The sequence below is a fragment of the Carnobacterium sp. ISL-102 genome, assembly GCF_018612935.1.
In the GTDB taxonomy this organism is placed as follows: domain Bacteria; phylum Bacillota; class Bacilli; order Lactobacillales; family Carnobacteriaceae; genus Carnobacterium_B; species Carnobacterium_B alterfunditum.
This window is the reverse complement of record NZ_JAGGRF010000044.1, coordinates 1-17,340: the sequence shown is the minus strand read 5'-3', so window position 1 is coordinate 17,340 and position 17,340 is coordinate 1. Positions and strand designations below refer to the sequence as shown.

The 17,340-nt window shown below is 35.6% G+C and carries 17 protein-coding genes; 9 read left to right on the top strand and 8 right to left on the bottom strand.

Features of this window, described 5'->3' with window-relative positions:
• Positions 1–2: 2 nt before the first annotated feature.
• From J7E16_RS10750 to J7E16_RS10720, 7 genes are all read right to left on the bottom strand, one after another.
• Positions 3–1,004: a LacI family DNA-binding transcriptional regulator gene (locus J7E16_RS10750; protein ID WP_214891615.1), complete on the bottom strand. Its 1,002-nt coding sequence runs from the start codon at positions 1,002–1,004 to the stop codon at positions 3–5.
• A gap of 32 nt (positions 1,005–1,036) precedes the next feature.
• Positions 1,037–2,086, bottom strand: a complete 1,050-nt coding sequence (locus J7E16_RS10745; RefSeq protein WP_214891613.1) for an aldose epimerase family protein — start codon at positions 2,084–2,086, stop codon at positions 1,037–1,039.
• Positions 2,070–3,590 carry a UDP-glucose--hexose-1-phosphate uridylyltransferase gene (gene galT / locus J7E16_RS10740; RefSeq protein ID WP_502756802.1) on the bottom strand — a complete coding sequence of 507 codons (1,521 nt, stop codon included), beginning with the start codon at positions 3,588–3,590 and terminating at the stop codon, positions 2,070–2,072. The genes J7E16_RS10745 and galT overlap by 17 nt, the downstream gene beginning before the upstream one ends.
• 1 nt (position 3,591) lies before the next feature.
• A complete protein-coding gene (galE, locus tag J7E16_RS10735; protein WP_214891611.1) occupies positions 3,592–4,605 on the bottom strand; it encodes a UDP-glucose 4-epimerase GalE in 1,014 nt (337 codons plus the stop codon).
• Positions 4,602–5,780, bottom strand: a complete 1,179-nt coding sequence (locus J7E16_RS10730) for a galactokinase (protein WP_214891609.1) — start codon at positions 5,778–5,780, stop codon at positions 4,602–4,604. Before J7E16_RS10730 ends, galE begins: the two co-directional genes overlap by 4 nt.
• 155 nt (positions 5,781–5,935) lie before the next feature.
• Positions 5,936–6,469: a 5' nucleotidase, NT5C type gene (locus tag J7E16_RS10725; RefSeq protein ID WP_214891607.1), complete on the bottom strand. Its 534-nt coding sequence runs from the start codon at positions 6,467–6,469 to the stop codon at positions 5,936–5,938.
• Positions 6,470–6,498: 29 nt separating this feature from the next.
• Complete coding sequence (locus J7E16_RS10720) at positions 6,499–7,212, bottom strand: GntR family transcriptional regulator (RefSeq protein WP_214891605.1); 714 nt, start codon at positions 7,210–7,212, stop codon at positions 6,499–6,501.
• A 173-nt stretch (positions 7,213–7,385) separates the two neighbouring features.
• On the opposite strand from J7E16_RS10720, the gene J7E16_RS10715 reads away from it, so the two are divergent.
• Genes J7E16_RS10715 through J7E16_RS10675 form a run of 9 tightly spaced genes read left to right on the top strand, consistent with a single transcriptional unit; the run spans position 7,386 to position 16,144 of the window.
• Positions 7,386–9,176: a glycoside hydrolase family 35 protein gene (locus J7E16_RS10715; protein WP_214891603.1), complete on the top strand. Its 1,791-nt coding sequence runs from the start codon at positions 7,386–7,388 to the stop codon at positions 9,174–9,176.
• A gap of 1 nt (position 9,177) precedes the next feature.
• Positions 9,178–9,663, top strand: a complete 486-nt coding sequence (locus tag J7E16_RS10710; protein ID WP_214891601.1) for a PTS sugar transporter subunit IIB — start codon at positions 9,178–9,180, stop codon at positions 9,661–9,663.
• Between the two features lie 31 nt (positions 9,664–9,694).
• Positions 9,695–10,582 (top strand): PTS mannose/fructose/sorbose/N-acetylgalactosamine transporter subunit IIC, encoded by an 888-nt coding sequence (locus tag J7E16_RS10705; RefSeq protein WP_214891599.1) that lies wholly within the window; start codon positions 9,695–9,697, stop codon positions 10,580–10,582.
• A complete protein-coding gene (locus tag J7E16_RS10700) occupies positions 10,569–11,378 on the top strand; it encodes a PTS system mannose/fructose/sorbose family transporter subunit IID (RefSeq protein WP_214891597.1) in 810 nt (269 codons plus the stop codon). Before J7E16_RS10705 ends, J7E16_RS10700 begins: the two co-directional genes overlap by 14 nt.
• Positions 11,379–11,402: 24 nt before the next feature.
• Positions 11,403–11,810 carry a PTS sugar transporter subunit IIA gene (locus J7E16_RS10695; protein ID WP_214891595.1) on the top strand — a complete coding sequence of 136 codons (408 nt, stop codon included), beginning with the start codon at positions 11,403–11,405 and terminating at the stop codon, positions 11,808–11,810.
• Positions 11,811–11,827: 17 nt separating this feature from the next.
• A complete protein-coding gene (locus J7E16_RS10690; protein ID WP_214891593.1) occupies positions 11,828–13,000 on the top strand; it encodes an SIS domain-containing protein in 1,173 nt (390 codons plus the stop codon).
• 29 nt (positions 13,001–13,029) lie between these two features.
• Entirely contained in the window at positions 13,030–14,190 is a 1,161-nt protein-coding gene (gene nagA / locus J7E16_RS10685) for an N-acetylglucosamine-6-phosphate deacetylase (RefSeq protein WP_214891591.1), read from the top strand.
• 12 nt (positions 14,191–14,202) lie between these two features.
• Entirely contained in the window at positions 14,203–15,192 is a 990-nt protein-coding gene (lacD, locus tag J7E16_RS10680) for a tagatose-bisphosphate aldolase (RefSeq protein WP_214891589.1), read from the top strand.
• Between the two features lie 13 nt (positions 15,193–15,205).
• Complete coding sequence (locus J7E16_RS10675; RefSeq protein WP_214891587.1) at positions 15,206–16,144, top strand: hexose kinase; 939 nt, start codon at positions 15,206–15,208, stop codon at positions 16,142–16,144.
• Positions 16,145–16,283: 139 nt separating this feature from the next.
• Here J7E16_RS10675 and J7E16_RS10670 read toward each other — a convergent pair whose 3' ends face one another.
• Positions 16,284–17,129 (bottom strand): hypothetical protein, encoded by an 846-nt coding sequence (locus J7E16_RS10670; protein WP_214891585.1) that lies wholly within the window; start codon positions 17,127–17,129, stop codon positions 16,284–16,286.
• Between the last annotated feature and the right edge of the window lie 211 nt (positions 17,130–17,340).

Sequence of the window (17,340 nt, the reverse complement as noted above, 5' to 3'; positions counted from 1 at the left end):
GTTTATAAAGTGGAATTAGTGCTTTCTCGTAAAATTAAATCCGTCGATAAGGTGACTTTTTTTGCGACTGTTCTTTCAGTAGTCAACTTATCCAGCCATAAATCAAAGCCAGTTTCACCCATTAATTCTGTATAGACTTTTACTGTACTCAATGTGGGGTAAATGTATTTAGCTACGCTTATGTCATTAAAACCAATCAGACTAACACGGTTAGGTACAGATATTCCAGCTTCTTGCAAGGCTCTCAAGCAACCGATAGCCATAGAGTCATTGGAAACAAAAAAGGCATCGGGCAAATCATCTTTTAAGTTTTCGATAGCTCTTTTCATCAGTTCTTGGCCGGATGAGACATTAAAAGATCCTGTAAATACATATTTTTTATTGTACATTCCAGCTTGTTTCATATAATTTTCAAAGATAGTAGTTCTTTTATCAATGATGGGATTAGATTTGTCACCAAAATGTTCTTGTCCAGCGATCAAACCAATTTTTTTGTGACCATTTTCAAGAAAGTAATCCAGAACAGAGTTAACCGCTTGTTCAAAATCGATGACAACTGAATCTAATTTACGATGAAGTTGATCAAAATCGATAAAACAAATGTTTTTTGTCCATGAAGTAAGTTTATTTATTTGTAAATCACTAAATTTCCCAATCGCTATGATGCCTTCTATGTCAGAATTCATTTCAAAATCGGTATTTTGAAAAATACGGATAATATCATAGTTTAATTCTTCTGCTCTTTTTTCTACCCCTAAACGTATCGATAAATAAAACAAGTCATCCAGTTCTTCTTTTTCAGTGTACCATTGAACGATAGCTAGTTTGCCTTGCTTTTTGGATTTTTTCGTTTGGTATTTTGTGTAGTCCAATGCTTCGGCAACTTCAAAAATACGTTTCTTTGTTTCATCGCCTACAGATAATGTTTCGTCATAGTTTAATACACGAGATACTGTTGCACTTGAAACACCTGCTTGTTCGGCAATATCTTTAATCGTTGCCATTTTCTCACCACTTTCTTTTTCTGTTCCATTTATTATAGCATTGTATCAAAGCGGTAAGTTGTTTCAGAGTGGAAAACTTCATCAGGATGAAGAATTATATTTCCAAATGCTTCTTGGTTGATTGCATCAGGTAATTGTTGCGTTTCTAAGGTGATACCTGCATAGTGCTCCATCACTTTTCCTTCTTCTGTATGCTTCCCATTTAAAGCGTTAGTAGCGTAAATAACAACAGAGTCGCGGTCTGTAAACATTTGGACACGTCGACCACTAGTGATATCAGATAAAGTCGCTTCTGGTTTTCCAGAGATATGCTCAAGTACAAACGGATGATCATATCCAGAAACGAGTTCATTTTGAGGATGTGTACTTTCAAAACCCTTATCTATAGTATCTGCTGTTGTAAAATCAAAAGGTGTTCTATCCACAGGCAGTAAGTTTCCGGTTGGGATAGAATCTTCACGGAGTTCGCCAAAATACTTACTGGTTAATGCTAGTGTATGTTGATTAATGGTTTTTGTAGGATCTCCTGACAAATTGAAATAAACATGATTGGTTGGATTAAACAATGTCGATTCATCAGTTGTGGCATGGTAATTGATTTTCCAATCGTTTGATTCCGTCAATGTATACGTTATTTGTATCATTAAATCGCCAGGATAACCATTCTCATTATTGAGACTTTTGTATGAAAAAATCAGTTGGGCTTCATTTTCAGTAGAATTAGTTTTTACTGTCCAAATTTTGGTATCCAAACTATTTCCCCCGCCATGCAAATGGTTGCCTTTTTCATTTGTTTCAAGTTGATAGATTTTTCCTGCTAATGTAAATTTGCCTTTATCGATTCGTCCTGCAACTCTTCCGACAGTTGCACCATAAAAAGGACGGTAAGATAAGTATTCATCTAGTGAGTCATAGCCCAAGACAATATTTTGTAAAAGTCCTTCCTTATCAGGTACTTGAATAGCTGTTACGGCCGCGCCATAGTTCATGGCTGATAAGGAGATACCTTGACGATTCGTCAAAGTATATTCCTGAATAACCTGTCCTGACAGTTCTCCAAAAACTTTAGTTGAAATTTCCAATTTTTTCTCCTCCTTTTGAATGAGCGAAACTATTTACAAATTGTTTGAAAGCAGTTTTCCCCTCAGTAGTTTGTTTGTATACACCAGCATCTTCTAGTACTCTCAGAAAAATAGAGCCAACAGCATTTTCAATGATTTCTCCAACCGTTTCTTTTGTAATTTTTTTTGTTCTTTTTAATTCATCAGCCCATTGCTTGTGAGAGGGATTTAGTTGATTGGGTTTTTCTAATAAATAATGCTCGACCTCAACTAATTCTTTTTTTAGTCTTGGCGGAAGGATAGCTAATCCCATAACTTCAATCAAGCCGATATTTTCTTTCTTGATATGCTGGATATCAGGATGTGGGTGGAAAATTCCATCAGGGTACCGTTGCGTAGTACGGTTATTACGCAACACAAGATCTAATTCATACCGCCCTTCTTTATATCTGGCAATAGGTGTGATCGTATTATGAGGTTCTCCATTTGTTTCAGCAAAAATGGCTGCTGATTCATCCGAATAGAGACGCCATTGCTTTAGAATAAGGCTTGCTGCTGAAACCAGCTCAGTTTGATCTGAACTTCTTAGGCGGATGACGGACATCGGCCATTTGACAAGTCCGGCTTCTAAAGAAGGATAATCTGGTAATGTAAATGGAAAGGCTACAGGTGCTTCCGCCATAGCAAAAGTGTGACGGCCACCTTGGTAATGATCATGGGAAAGAATCGATCCACCAACTATTGGTAAATCAGCATTAGATCCGACAAAATAATGCGGAAATTGTTCAACTATATTTAATAGTTTTGCAAAAGTAGCTTGTTCTAATTTCATTGGTTTATGTTCTTCAGATAAGAAAATACAGTGTTCCTCATAGTAAGCATAAGGAGAATATTGCAGACCCCATTTTTCCTGATTCAGAGTAAGACGAACAATGCGGTGATTGCTCCTAGCAGGATGGTTCAGATGTCCTTCATAGCCTTCATTTTCCATACATAAAAGACAGGTAGGGTAACCGAGAGAAGGTGAAGCTGTTTTAGCTAAAGCAATCTGTTTGGGGTCTTTTTCTGGTTTAGATAAATTGATCGTGATCTCTAATTCACCATAAAGTGTTGATTTTGTAAATTCAATATTTTTTTTGATGGCTCTTGTCTGGATGTAGTCATTTTCTTGACTCAAATGGTAGAAATAGTTTGTAGCCGTTGGAGAACTCTTTTGATACAGTTCCCAGAAGGTACGATTTACTTCAGAAGGTAAGGGAGTTATAAGATCCATAATTTTTGCAGCTAAGATATCTCTTTCGGCTTTGTTATTGTTGATTACTTTTTCTTGGACAGCATAATTAATAATGCTGTCTAAGATTTCTAAACGATTTGGTAAAGGAGTAGATGCCGATAGTTTTGTATCTAATGCTGTTTTTTCAATCAAAGCGATAAGCTTATTTTGTTTTATCTGTAAATCTAATTGATGAATTTCTTGATTTTGATAACCGATTTGAATGAAGTCTGTTATTGCTTGGTCGATCACGCTATTCATCCTTTCTACTTTTTTTAGTGTCATTGTACCCAAGAGGAGAGGCCATATGCCAATTCCATGCTGAGGCTATGATTTTTTTTATATCTGTATACTGAGGTTTCCAGCCTAAAATCATTTTAGCCTTTTCACTTGAAGCAATTAAAGTACTAGGATCGCCAGCGCGACGTGAGACTACTTTTGCAGGGATTTCTTTCCCAGTAATATCTCGTGCGGTATCCAATATCTCTTTTACTGAAAAACCAGTACTACTGCCTAAATTAAAAACAGCGCTTTGGTTTCCGGCCTTAAGATAGTCTAATGCGAGAATATGAGCTTCAACTAAATCGACAACATGGACATAATCACGGATACAAGTACCGTCTGGTGTATCATAATCATCACCGAAAATCGTTAATTCTTCTCTTTGGCCCAGAGCCGTTTGTAATATAATTGGCACTAAATGGGATTCAGGCGAATGATCTTCACCTATGCTGCTGTCTAATTTTGCTCCAGCTACGTTAAAATAGCGCAGAGCAACAAATTTCATATCGTAGGCTTGATCACACCATTTTAATATCTTTTCCATCATTAATTTTGTTTCACCGTATGGACTTTCAGGATTTGTTTCAGCTGTTTCTTTAATTGGAATCTCTTTTGGCTCACCATAAGTGGCAGCAGAAGAAGAAAAGACGATTGTTTTGATTCCGAATTGTTGCATCACTTCTAAGGTCACTTGAGTACCATAAACATTGTTATTAAAGTATTGTAAAGGCTGTTGCATCGATTCACCTACTAGAGAGTTAGCAGCGAAGTGAATGACTCCTTCAATGGACTCTTTTTTTAAAACAGACTCCATAAAAGTTTTATCCCTAATATCTCCTTGATAAAATCGTGCTTTTTTGTGGAGAGCGTCACGGTGACCGGTCTGCAAATTATCTACTACTGCAACATCATAGTGCTGTTCAATTAATTGATCAACGGCATGAGAACCAATATAGCCGGCTCCTCCTAACACTAAGACAGTCATACTAATTCCTCCTCAAGTATTTTAAGGCCATCACTGATTTGAGCAATATAAAATCCCCCTAGATAACCAATCTTTTCTTGATATTGTTTTCCAACTTGGTCAATAAAGGCATTTATGGTTTTATTTTCGACTATTGCAATGGCACATCCGCCAAAACCGGCTCCAGTCATTCGAGCCCCTAATACCCCAGGCTGCTCCCAAGCTGCTTGTACCATTGCATCCAATTCTGGTCCGGTTACTTCATAATCATCTTTTAGAGAAATATGTGACTCATTCATTAATTTGCCGAATTCTGTCAGTTTTCCAGCTTTTAAGGCTGAAGCAGCTTTAAGGGTCCGTTGATTTTCGGATACTGCGTGGCGTGCTCTTTTTAGGATGGTCTCATTAGAGAGAATAGATTGATGCTCAGAAAAAGTATGTTCATCTAATTCACCTAATGAAGAAATGCTAAGTTCTTTTTGTAATTCTTCTAATGCTTGTTCGCATTCGCTACGTCTTTCATTATATTTAGAATCAGCTAATTCGCGTCTTTTCTTCGTATTCATAATAACAATGGAATGGTCTTCAAGAACTACTGGAATCAGCTCATACTCTAAAGTGTTACAGTCCAGTAAAATTGCAGCATCTTTTTCACCTTTACCAACTGCAAATTGGTCCATAATACCTGAATTGACGCCAATAAATTCGTTTTCCACTCGTTGCCCGATTTTAATCAACTCTAATCGATCGATATCTAAATTAAATAATGTTTGCACTATAAATCCTGTCAATAACTCAATCGAAGCGGAAGAAGAAAGACCTGCACCATTAGGTATATTTCCGTAATACAAGATATTTAAACCTTGGTCAATCAAGTAACCAGACTCTTTTAAAAATTTAAGCATCCCCTTAGGATAATTTGTCCATTTATCAGCTGAATCATACTCTAAATTATCTAAATCAATTGTGATCACACCTAATTCAGGAAAGTTTTCAGAATAAAAGTTAATGAGTTTATCCTCTCGTTTTGATGCTAAGCCATATGTCCCTAAAGTGATTGCACAGGGAAAAACATTACCACCGTTATAATCTGTATGTTCACCAATCAAATTGATTCTCCCAGGCGAGAAAAACGCTTTCGAATCTTCTCTTTTGAAAAGTTTATTAAATTTTTTTTTCAGGTTGTTTAAATCCATGTTATAGATCCTCCTAAGAATGTTTTGTTAAGCTTAGTTTAATTAATTTAGTAAATAAAAGCAAGTAAAATTTAGTAAAACATAATATACTAATAAAAAATAAAAAAACTATCTCAGGAAATTTCCCGAGATAGTCCTTTAATCACTGTAAAGCATTAGACAGTATGTTGTTGGAAAAATGCTTTAACGGCATTCCAGTCGTCCATCCTATTAGGATGTTCTATTTTTTTATTATGATGCGCAGTAAATAATAGCCCCGTTCCTGAAAAGTTATTGAAGTGCCCAATATTATCGTCGATCAAGTAATCAGCATATATGATGCTTTTGTTACCACAAAAAACAATGTTTTCTTTTTGAATAGTAGGGAAGTGATTTTGAAGCCAGTAAAATTTATCATCAAAACTATTGGGAAAGTCCATAGCAGCTGTAGTAATAAAAATCTCATGCTCTTGCATTAATTCACTTATCACAAGCTGTGCATTTTCAATGACGGGTAAATCTTTAAAGAAACCTTTAGTATTTCGAATGTAACGCATGATTTTATCAGTCTCTGGGTAAAATTCACTAACATATTGTCCATTTAAATCACTGATCGTTAACTCAGATTCATAGAGCTCGTTGTATACCTTTAAATCATTACTGTAAAAATCTGCTATTACTTCATCCATATCGATTGCAATTCTTGCCATAATATTTGTCTGCCCCCTAGCATGTTTTTTTAATACTGATTTTTAAATGAAGATAATTCTATTTTGTAATAATTCCATTTTTTGTAGCTGACGACTATTTCAGCAATAGTTCCATCTTGTAAAATAGTTCTTTTTTCTTGTCTGATAGTAGGTTCGTTTGTTCCCATTTTTAATAATTCAGCAACCCAAGCATCTGTAGGGAAACGAATTTCATTGGTTTCTTTTGACTCCTCATCATACATGTAAATATCAAAGTCGCTCTTAAAACGATTATAAATAGAATCGTAATAGTCAAGGCTTGGAATGTCCTTTTTGATAAACTGGCTAGGGATATAAGAAAGATGTAATAGAAAAGGATCTTCATCAACTTTTCTTAACCGAATGATTTCATAATAGTTTTCTTTTTTTCTTAATTGTAATTTTTTTCTCATATCTTCATCGTTTTGTAATTCTAAACTTAAAACCTCAACCGTTTCTGGTTCGCCTGCATAAATTTCAATATCCGAAAATTCTATAAGTTTTCGTTTTCGTGAACGAGAAACATAAGTCCCTTTTCCTTGGAAACGTATAAGATAACCAGCGTTAACTAATTCTTGAACGGCTCTAATAACAGTAATAGAACTTACATTGTATATTTTAACTAATTCCACTTCGCTATAAAATCGATCACCGTGTTTAAACTCTCCAAATTCAATTTTTTTGAGTAAATCATCTTTAACTTGCTGATATTTTGGGATTCCCATTCTTTTTTCCTTTCTATACCATTTACTTAATATATTAACTTATAAAAAGGAAATTTACCATTTTTTTATTATTTAGTAAATAGTTTTTAAATTTCACTAAAATAATAGTTGACAGGACCTAACTTAGTATATTAATATATTAAATGTAAACGTTTCACGAAAGGAGTGATCAAATGAATACATTTGAAATAAAAGAAGATTTTTTACTAAATGATGAACCATTTAAGATTATGTCTGGCGCCGTACACTATTTCCGAGTTCTTCCTGAGGACTGGTACCATTCCTTATATAATTTAAAAGCGCTTGGTTTTAATACAGTAGAGACGTATATCCCTTGGAATGTACACGAACCAAAAGAAGAAGAATACAATTTTTCTGGGCAATTTGATATTAAAAAGTTTGTTCAAGTAGCAGAGGAATTAGGGCTATTTGTGATTCTGCGTCCGTCTCCTTATATTTGCGCCGAGTGGGAATTCGGGGGTCTGCCATCTTGGTTACTACCGTATAAAGATATGCGAATACGTTCTTCTGATCCAACATTTATTGAAAAAGTTTCACGCTATTATAAAGAACTTTTTAAACAAATCACACCTTTGCAGGTAGACCATGGTGGACCTGTGATAATGATGCAGTTAGAAAATGAATACGGTTCATATGGAGAAGATAAAGAATATTTAAAAACACTTTACGAATTAATGGTGCAACTTGGCGTAACTGTTCCTATATTTACATCAGATGGGGCATGGAAAGCTACACAAGAAGCAGGAACCATAACTGAACTAGATATTTTAACAACTGGAAATTTTGGCTCTCATTCAAAAGAAAATTTTAAAGATTTAAAAGATTTTCACGAATCAAAGGGAAAAAAATGGCCGTTGATGTGTATGGAATACTGGGATGGGTGGTTTAATCGTTGGAATGACCCAGTCATAAAGAGAGAAGCCCGTGATTTGACTCATGATGTTAAAGAAGCTTTAGAGATAGGGAGTTTAAATCTTTATATGTTTCATGGCGGAACGAACTTTGGTTTCATGAATGGCAGTTCAGCAAGATTAAGAAAAGATCTTCCACAAGTAACTTCATACGATTATGATGCGCCATTAAATGAACAAGGCAATCCGACAGAAAAATATTTTGCGTTACAAAAAATGCTGCAAGAAAGCTTTTCGGGGATCGAACAACACGCTCCATTGATGAAAGGCAGCATGAATATTATGGATATACAGGTCACTGGAAAAGTAAGTATGCTTTCGGTCATTGACCACATCGCTATAAAACAAGAATCAAAGTACCCAAAAACAATGGAAGAACTAGGTCAACAATATGGATACACGCTATACAGAAGTTGTGTGACAAAAAACAGCAACAAAGAATTTTTTCGTGTAATAGACGGAAGCGATAGGCTTCATTTTTTCCTTAACGAAGAAAAAATAGCCACACAATATCAAGAAGAGATTGGCGAAAAAATATACGCTTCACCTATTGCTGGTTCTAACCAGATCGATGTATTAGTAGAAAATATGGGACGTGTCAATTACGGACATAAGTTATTGGCAGATACGCAACAAAAAGGGATCCGAAGAGGAGTCATGTCTGATTTACACTTCATCACTGATTGGGAGCAATACAGCTTAGACTTTTCGGAACCATTGTCTATTGATTTTGATAAGGAATGGAAAGAGCATTCTCCATCGTTTTACCAGTATAAAGTGACGATTGACGAACCAGAAGATACATTCATCAACATGGAGTCGTTTGGCAAAGGAATTGTTCTAGTAAATGGATTTAACATTGGGCGATTCTGGAATGTAGGGCCAACTCTATCCTTATATGCTCCAAAAACTCTCTTTAAAAAGGGAGAAAATGAGATTATTGTTTTTGAAACAGAAGGTATCTGGTCAAAATCAATAAGTTTAGAAAAGGAACCAAAATTTATAGAAATAAAAAAAGAGGGGGAAGAATAGTATGAGTATCACAGCAGTAAGAATAGATGGAAGATTGATTCATGGACAAGTAGCAAATCTTTGGACCACGAAATTAGATATCAGCAGAATTATGGTCGTGGATGATGGCTTAACAACGAATGCAATTGAAAAGAGCGGGTTAAAGTTAGCCACTCCGGCGGGGGTCAAATTGAGTATTTTATCAATAGAAAAAGCAGCTGCAAATATTCTAGCTGGAAAATATGATTCACAACGGTTATTGATCATTGCAAAAAAACCGGACAGATTATTAAAATTAGTCGAACTAGGAGTTCCTATTAAAAAAATTAACGTTGGAAATATGTCTCAATCTGATGAATCAAAATCTATTACAAGATCGATCAATGTTCTAGAAGAAGATATTGAAAATTTCAAAAAGCTTGATAAAAAAGGCGTGGAGTTGGTGTCACAAATGGTTCCAAGCGATCGCGAAGAAAAATTCATGGGTTTGTTGAAACAATATATTTAAAAAATAGATAGACATAGAGGAGGAAAAAATAATGGCAGTTGCATGGTGGCAAATTATATTGTTAACGCTTTATGCTGGGTATCAAATTTTAGATGAATTACAAGTTTATACTGGTCTTGCTCAACCGGTATTCGCTGGACTAATAGCTGGTTTAATTATGGGTGATATTACGACAGGACTTATTATTGGTGGAAGTATGCAATTAACTGTTTTAGGTATTGGTACATTTGGAGGGTCTTCAAAAATCGATGCGAACTCTGGTACTGTATTGGCGACAGCATTTTCAGTTGGAATCGGTATGAATCCAGAACAAGCAATCGCAGCGATTGCCGTTCCAGTAGCTGGATTAATGATTCAAATGGATATCTTAGGAAGATTTGCAAATACATTCTTTGCACATCGCATTGACACAAAGATTGAAGAAATGAATTACAAAGGAATTGAACGAAACTATCTTATGGGGGCACTATCTTGGTCATTATCTAGAGCTATCCCAGTACTATTAGCGCTAAGTCTTGGTGGAAGCTTCGTCAATTCTATTGTTGGTGTCTTGAACAATCAATTACTCTGGTTAGGTAATGGGTTAGCTGTGGCTGGTGCAGTTCTACCTGCTGTTGGTTTCGCTATTTTATTAAGATACTTACCAGTGAAGAAACACATGCCTTACTTAATTTTAGGATTTGTTATCACAGCTTTATTAACGACAGTATTTGGAAATATCCAAGTATTGGGTGGATCTGTAGCGGGTGTAGTAGATGGATTCGCGAATACATTTACAGGTATGCCAATGTTAGCTATCGCATTAATAGGATTTGCATTAGCGTTTAAAGAATATAAACGAACTATAGAAGCACCAAAAGTTCAACAAATGAATGGTTCAGCATCAGAGGAAGGAGAAATAGAAGATGACGAAATCTAATTATAAATTGACAAAGAAAGACTTTAACCAAATCAATAGAAGAAGTTTGTTTGGTTTTCAACTAGGTTGGAACTATGAACGTATGCAAGGTTCTGGGTATTTATATACGATCTTACCTCAATTAAGAAAAATGTATGGTGATGGTACCCCAGAGTTGAAGTCAATGATGAAAACACACTCTCAATTTTTCAATACAAGTAACTTTTTAAATACAATTGTTACAGGGATCGATATGGCGATTGAAGAAGAAGAAGGTATTGATGGGCAAGAATCAGTTGCTGGGATAAAAGTTGGTTTAATGGGACCATTTGCCGCTATTGGAGATTCTATTTTTGGTGCTTTGCTACCGACTATTTTTGGAGCATTAGCTGCTAACATGGCCGTCAATGGGAATCCGATAGGTGCACTCATTTGGATGCTTGTTAACTTCGCTGTAATGTTTTTCCGTTGGAAACAACTTGAGATTGCTCATAAAGAAGGAGTTTCTCTTGTAACAACGATGCAAAGTCAACTAACGGCCATCACAGATGCAGCTACATTATTAGGTGTATTCATGGTAGGCGCTTTAGTTGCAACAATGATCAATGTTCGATTATCTTGGACACCTTCTATCGGAGACTTAGTAGTTGATGTACAAAACAACGTTGATATGATTATGCCACGTCTTTTACCAGCAGCAATTGTTGGAGCTGTTTACTGGTTATTAGGTAAAAAGAACATCACTTCTACTAAAGCTATCTTTATTGTATTAGTAGTATCTATTGCTTTATCAGCATTAGGAGTCATTTCAAAATAAGGAACAAGTAAAGGAATGAATAGAATGAACAATTTGATACTCGTAAGCCATGGAGATTTCTGTAAAGAACTAAAAAAAAGTGCAGAAATGATTTTAGGCGTACAGGAAAATATTTTCACAGTATCTTTATTGCCACACGAAGGTGAAAAAGAATTTACTGAAAAATTTAATGCAGTTGCTGACCCATTAAATGGGAATTATATGGTGTTTGCTGATTTATTGGGTGGTACTCCTTGCAACATTGTTTCAAAAAAAATTATGGGCGGTTCTACATTCCAGTTATATACAGGTATGAACTTGCCGATGATCATCAGTTTTGTAAATGCAACGTTGATTGGCAATCCGCTTTCAATTTTAGAGGAAACGAAAGAAAGCATCATCAAAGTAAATGATTTATTAGATGCAAACGATTTTGATGAAGAAGATGAATAGATTGGAGTGAAGTGAACGTGCAACTATTTACTAAATCACAAAATGAATTAAAGGATCTTGGAGCAGCGATTACGACTCAAGAAATCATGCAACAACCTGAAATTTGGGGAGAAGCATGGGAAAACTACCAGAAACAAGAAGAAAAAATCAACTTGTTCTTGCAACAAATAAAAACAGAAGCGTCTGGGAAGATACGTGTCGTTTTTACAGGAGCGGGAACGTCAGCTTATGTTGGAGACACTATTCTGCCTTATTTAAACAAGGTAGGGGATACGGATTCTTTTATCTTTGAAAGTATTCCGACAACTGATATCGTAGCTTCTCCAACAGATTATCTGCATGAAAAAGACTGGACAATAGTGGTTTCGTTCGCACGAAGCGGAAACAGTCCTGAAAGTATTGCAGCAGTTGCGAAAGCTAATAAAGTTGTAAAAAACATTCGACACATCACCATTACTTGTGCAGCAGATGGAGCATTAGCAAAATCTGCTTCTCAAGATAAGGGAAATCTTTTGCTGTTAATGCCAGAACGATCAAATGACCAAGGCTTTGCGATGACTGGAAGCTTCACTTGTATGACATTGACTGCCTTATTAGTTTTTGATCAATCTTCTTTAGCAGAAAAAGAAAGGTACGTCACTACTGCCGTTAAGATGGGCAGAGAAGTGGTGGGAAATGAAGAGAAATTAGCTGATATCGTTACAGCTGACTTTAATCGTATTGTTTATTTAGGCTCAGGCAGTTTAGCAGGTTTGACTCGTGAGGCTCAGCTAAAAGTATTAGAATTAACAGCTGGGAAAATGGTAACTATGTTCGACTCGTCTATGGGATTCCGTCATGGACCAAAATCATTTGTAAATGAGCAAACGCTAGTTTTTGTTTTTGTAAACAATGACAATTATACCCGTAAGTATGATTTAGATATTTTAGAAGAAATACAGCAGGATCAAATCGCGCTGCAAACTGTTGCCATCGCACAATCGGTAGAAGGACATGATTTTTCTGGTACAACGTTTAATTTTGATAAACAGTATTCTTTATTACCAGAAGCCTATCTTGCGTTGCCATTTATTATGGCAGCACAAACAGTTTCGCTACATTCTTCTATTAAAGTGAACAATACACCAGATACTCCTTCTAAATCTGGAACCGTTAATCGAGTAGTTAAAGGTGTAACAATCCACGAGTAGAAAAGATAACCTAAAAAAGGGATGAAAAAATGGGGAACTATTATATACGTGCAAGTCGTTTTTTCTTGCCGAATGGAATAGAAGACGAAGGATATTTAGCAGTAAATGAAGGGAAGTTCGGAGCTTATTTAAAGGAATTACCTGATGGAAATGAACCTATTCTTGATTACTCAGGCCTATGGATCGCTCCTGGACTAGTGGATACACATATCCATGGTTTCATGGGTCACGACGTAATGGATAATGATTTTGAAGGCATCAAAGAAATGTCTAAAGGCTTACTGAGTTGCGGAGTGACCTCCTTTTTACCCACCACTTTGACATCAGATATTGAAACACTGAATCAAGTAAGTCAAACGATCGGTAATCATTATCAAGAAGTCCAAGGAGCTAAAATTCGGGGAATCTTCTTTGAAGGCCCTTTCTTTACAGAAGAGCATAAAGGAGCACAAAATCCTATTTTTTTCCAGGATCCGAATCTAGAGACTTTTCATCACTGGCAAGAATTATCAAAAGGGTTAATAAGAAAAATTGCTATTGCTCCAGAAAGAGAAGGGGCTATTGAATTTACAAAAGAAGTAACTAAAGAAGGTGTTGCCGTTGCTCTTGCCCATAGCTCAGCAACGTATGAACAAGCAAAATCGGCTGTCCTGTCAGGGGCTTCGATTTTTGTTCATACCTACAATGGCATGAGCGGTCTGAATCATCGAGAACCCGGAATGGTTGGAGCAGCTCTGACAACGAAAGGAACTGTAGCAGAATTGATTTGTGATGGGCAGCATGTTCATCCAGCGGCTGTAGAAATCGTGATACTGGCTAAAACACCTGATAATGTTGCTTTGGTAACAGATTGTATGAGAGCTGGAGGAATGCCAGAAGGAAATTACACTTTAGGTGAATTTCCCGTTGAGGTGAAAAATGGAGCCGCTCGATTAAAAGAAAATGGGAGTCTAGCCGGAAGTGTTCTAAAATTGTTCGACGCGGTCAAAAATATCTGTGATTGGGATATTGCTACGATTGAAGAGGCCATTCGAATGGCTTCAATTGTTCCAGCAAAAAGCTGCCACATCGAGAATGATTGTGGCAGTTTGAAGGCTGGACATGATGCGGATTTCTTAGTAATAGATCCCTATTTGAACCTACTTGAAACTTATCTAGATGGTAAATCGGTATATAAAAATGCTAATTAAAGGATGGATAAAATGTTGAAAATTTCAAGAGCAAAAAAAGAAGCAATGGACCGATTATCTACAAAAGAAGGATTTATTGAAGCTTTAGCTATCGATCAACGAGGCGCTTTGAAGAAAATGATTCAATCAGAAGGTCAAGAACCAACGAATGAACTTATTATCGAGTTTAAAAAGTTAGTATCTGAAGAATTGACTCCATTTGCGTCTTCTATTTTATTAGACCCTGAATTTGGACTAGATGCTTCAGATGCACGTCATTCGGAAGCAGGATTATTGTTAGCTTATGAAAAAACAGGCTATGATGCTACTATTCCAGGAAGGTTACCAGATTTGTTAGAAGATTGGTCTGTGAAAAGCTTAAAAGATAAGGGCGCCGACGCTATCAAGTTCTTGCTCTATTATGATATTGATGAAGATACTGAAATAAATCATCAAAAACACACCTTCGTTGAGCGCTTAGGAAGTGAATGTTTTGGCGAAGATATTCCTTTTTACTTAGAACTGTTATCTTATGATAAAAATATTCAAGATAACAACTCAAATGAATATGCTAAAGTGAAACCTCACAAGGTAAATGATATGATGAAAGAATTTTCTAAACCACAATATAGAGTAGATGTACTAAAGGTTGAAGTACCGGTAAACATGAATGTCGTAGAAGGTTTTGGAGAAGAAACGATTTATACGAAAGCCGAAGCAGCCGCTCATTTTAAAGAACAAAGTGAAGCTACACATCTACCATTTATTTTCTTAAGTGCAGGTGTATCTGCCAACTTATTCCAAGACACTCTCGAATTTGCAAAAGAATCCGGATCTACATTTAATGGTGTGCTTTGTGGAAGAGCAACTTGGAAAAATGGTGTCCACCATTTTGTAGCAAATGGAGAAGAGTCAGCTAGAAAATGGCTTCAATCCGAAGGGAAAGAAAATATTGAAAGTTTAAACAAAGTAGTAGAACGTACCGCTACTTCTTGGCATGGAAAAGTAGAAGTTAGCGAATAAAGGAGGGATAAATTTGATACTGACGGTAACAATGAATCCTTCTGTTGATATTTCGTATTCCATTAAAGAACTTAAATTAGATGACATTAACCGAGTTTCTCAAGTTTCAAAAACAGCAGGAGGGAAAGGTTTGAATGTTACCCGTGTTGTTCATGAGCTTGGTGGACCGGTTAAAGCTACTGGGATAGTGGGAGGACACCTTGGGAATCAACTCAAAGAACAGCTAGATTCAGCTGGTATTGAACATGATTTCTATCCTATTTCACAAGAAATCAGGAATTCGATTGCTATATTGCATAATGGTAACAACCAAACTGAAATTCTTGAGACGGGTCCAACAATGACAAAAGCAGAAATCGCAGGTTTGTTGGCGGCTTTTCAACGTTTATTAAGTAAAACTAAACTTTTAACTATTTCTGGTAGTTTAGCAAAAGGATTGTCAACTGATTTCTATGCTCAGCTTATTATGATTGCAAAAGAAAAAGGTATTGATACATTACTGGATACTTCTGGAGAGGCTTTGAAAGAAGCTTTAATTGGAAATGAGAAACCTAAACTGATCAAGCCCAATTTGACTGAAATCAACGATTTATTACAGTTGAAATTAGATAGCAAACAACCAGAAAAGTTGAAGCAAGCTCTAAACCATCCACTGTTTGAAGGAGTAGAATGGATCGTTGTAACTCTAGGCGGCAACGGCGCTATTGTGAAACACGATAATTTGTTTTATCGTGCAATGATCCCAAAGATTGATGTCATTAATCCAGTAGGATCTGGCGACGCAACAATTGCTGGATTGGCATACGCCTTGAGTCGTTATGAATCAGACGAGGAAATCATAAAAACAGGTATGACAACGGGCATGTTGAATGCTTTAGAGTCGGTTACTGGACACATTAATACAGAACATTTCCAAACACTCTATAGTCAAATAACTGTTGAAGCCTTTTAAAAAATTGGAACAATAATTTAAATCATTTTGGTAAAAGTTATTGTGCTATTGAGTTAAAAATAAAAAAACGTCAAAAGACTTTAATATACAAAAAAATCCGTAGCCACTTAATAAAGGGTAACGGATTTTTTGTACCCAATTATAAGCTAAAAAAGGCGTTTATTGCATATGATATTAATAGAAAGGCAATAATGAAAAATAAAACGGGAAGTAGAAAAGCTGAAACGATTTGTAGTATAGAATTAAGTTTAGCGTATATTTTTTCAAAAGTTGATTGAAGACCCACGAATAAGAAATACAACGCAAATAATGGCCAAGAAAAGATAAGGTTATAAATCAGCAATAGCAATAATAATTGGCCAAGTGTCGGTTGAAATTGCTGAACAATTGTCAGGTAGGCAATAAAAGGAGCAGCTGTTGAAAATTCAACGACTGTAGTTGTAAAGCCGATACCCACTAAATAAGCAGGAGTCATTGTTTTTTTAGAAAACTTTAATTCTAATTCTTTTGATTCCTTATCACTCCTATCCACAAGAAACTTTCTTGATTTCCAATTGATCAAAAAAGAACGGATGCTATACCAGATAAGTGCACTACCAGCAATAAAAGCTAATAGAGCGGTTGGTAATGCTAGTATAGTCCAGTATTTTGATATAAAATTTTCATTTAATAGGGTCACACTTAAATAGAAAATAAGACTAGCTAAATAATTTGTTAGAAATAGAGTTACAATATAATACCAAATATGATGTGTTTTTTTTAATAAACCTTGTAAAGTAAATTGTTGGACAATGGCAAAGGGGTTGAAAGAATCTATGAAACTAGTAACAACAGTTAAGCTAATAAGTGAAAAAATAATGATCTCCTCCTTAAAATAAAAAAAGATACACGCAACTTCTACTCCTGCAGGGCCTGTCGGAGTAGAAAATACGTATATCCTAGGTTTACTCGGCAGCAAACCAAACGCTATCAATCTAATAGTCATAATAACAAAAAATTAGATGATCTGTCAATAACTAGCGAATTTTGGCTGTTCAAAGTGTCATTAACAAATGATAATGTCTTAATAGTTAACAAATGAAAATGTCCCGTAACTACGTTACTCTAATCTAAAAGGATTTGAGTAATTCAATGGGAGTTCAACTAACAAATTTTGAAAAAAAAAAAAAAAAAAAAAAAAAAAAAAAAAAAAAAAA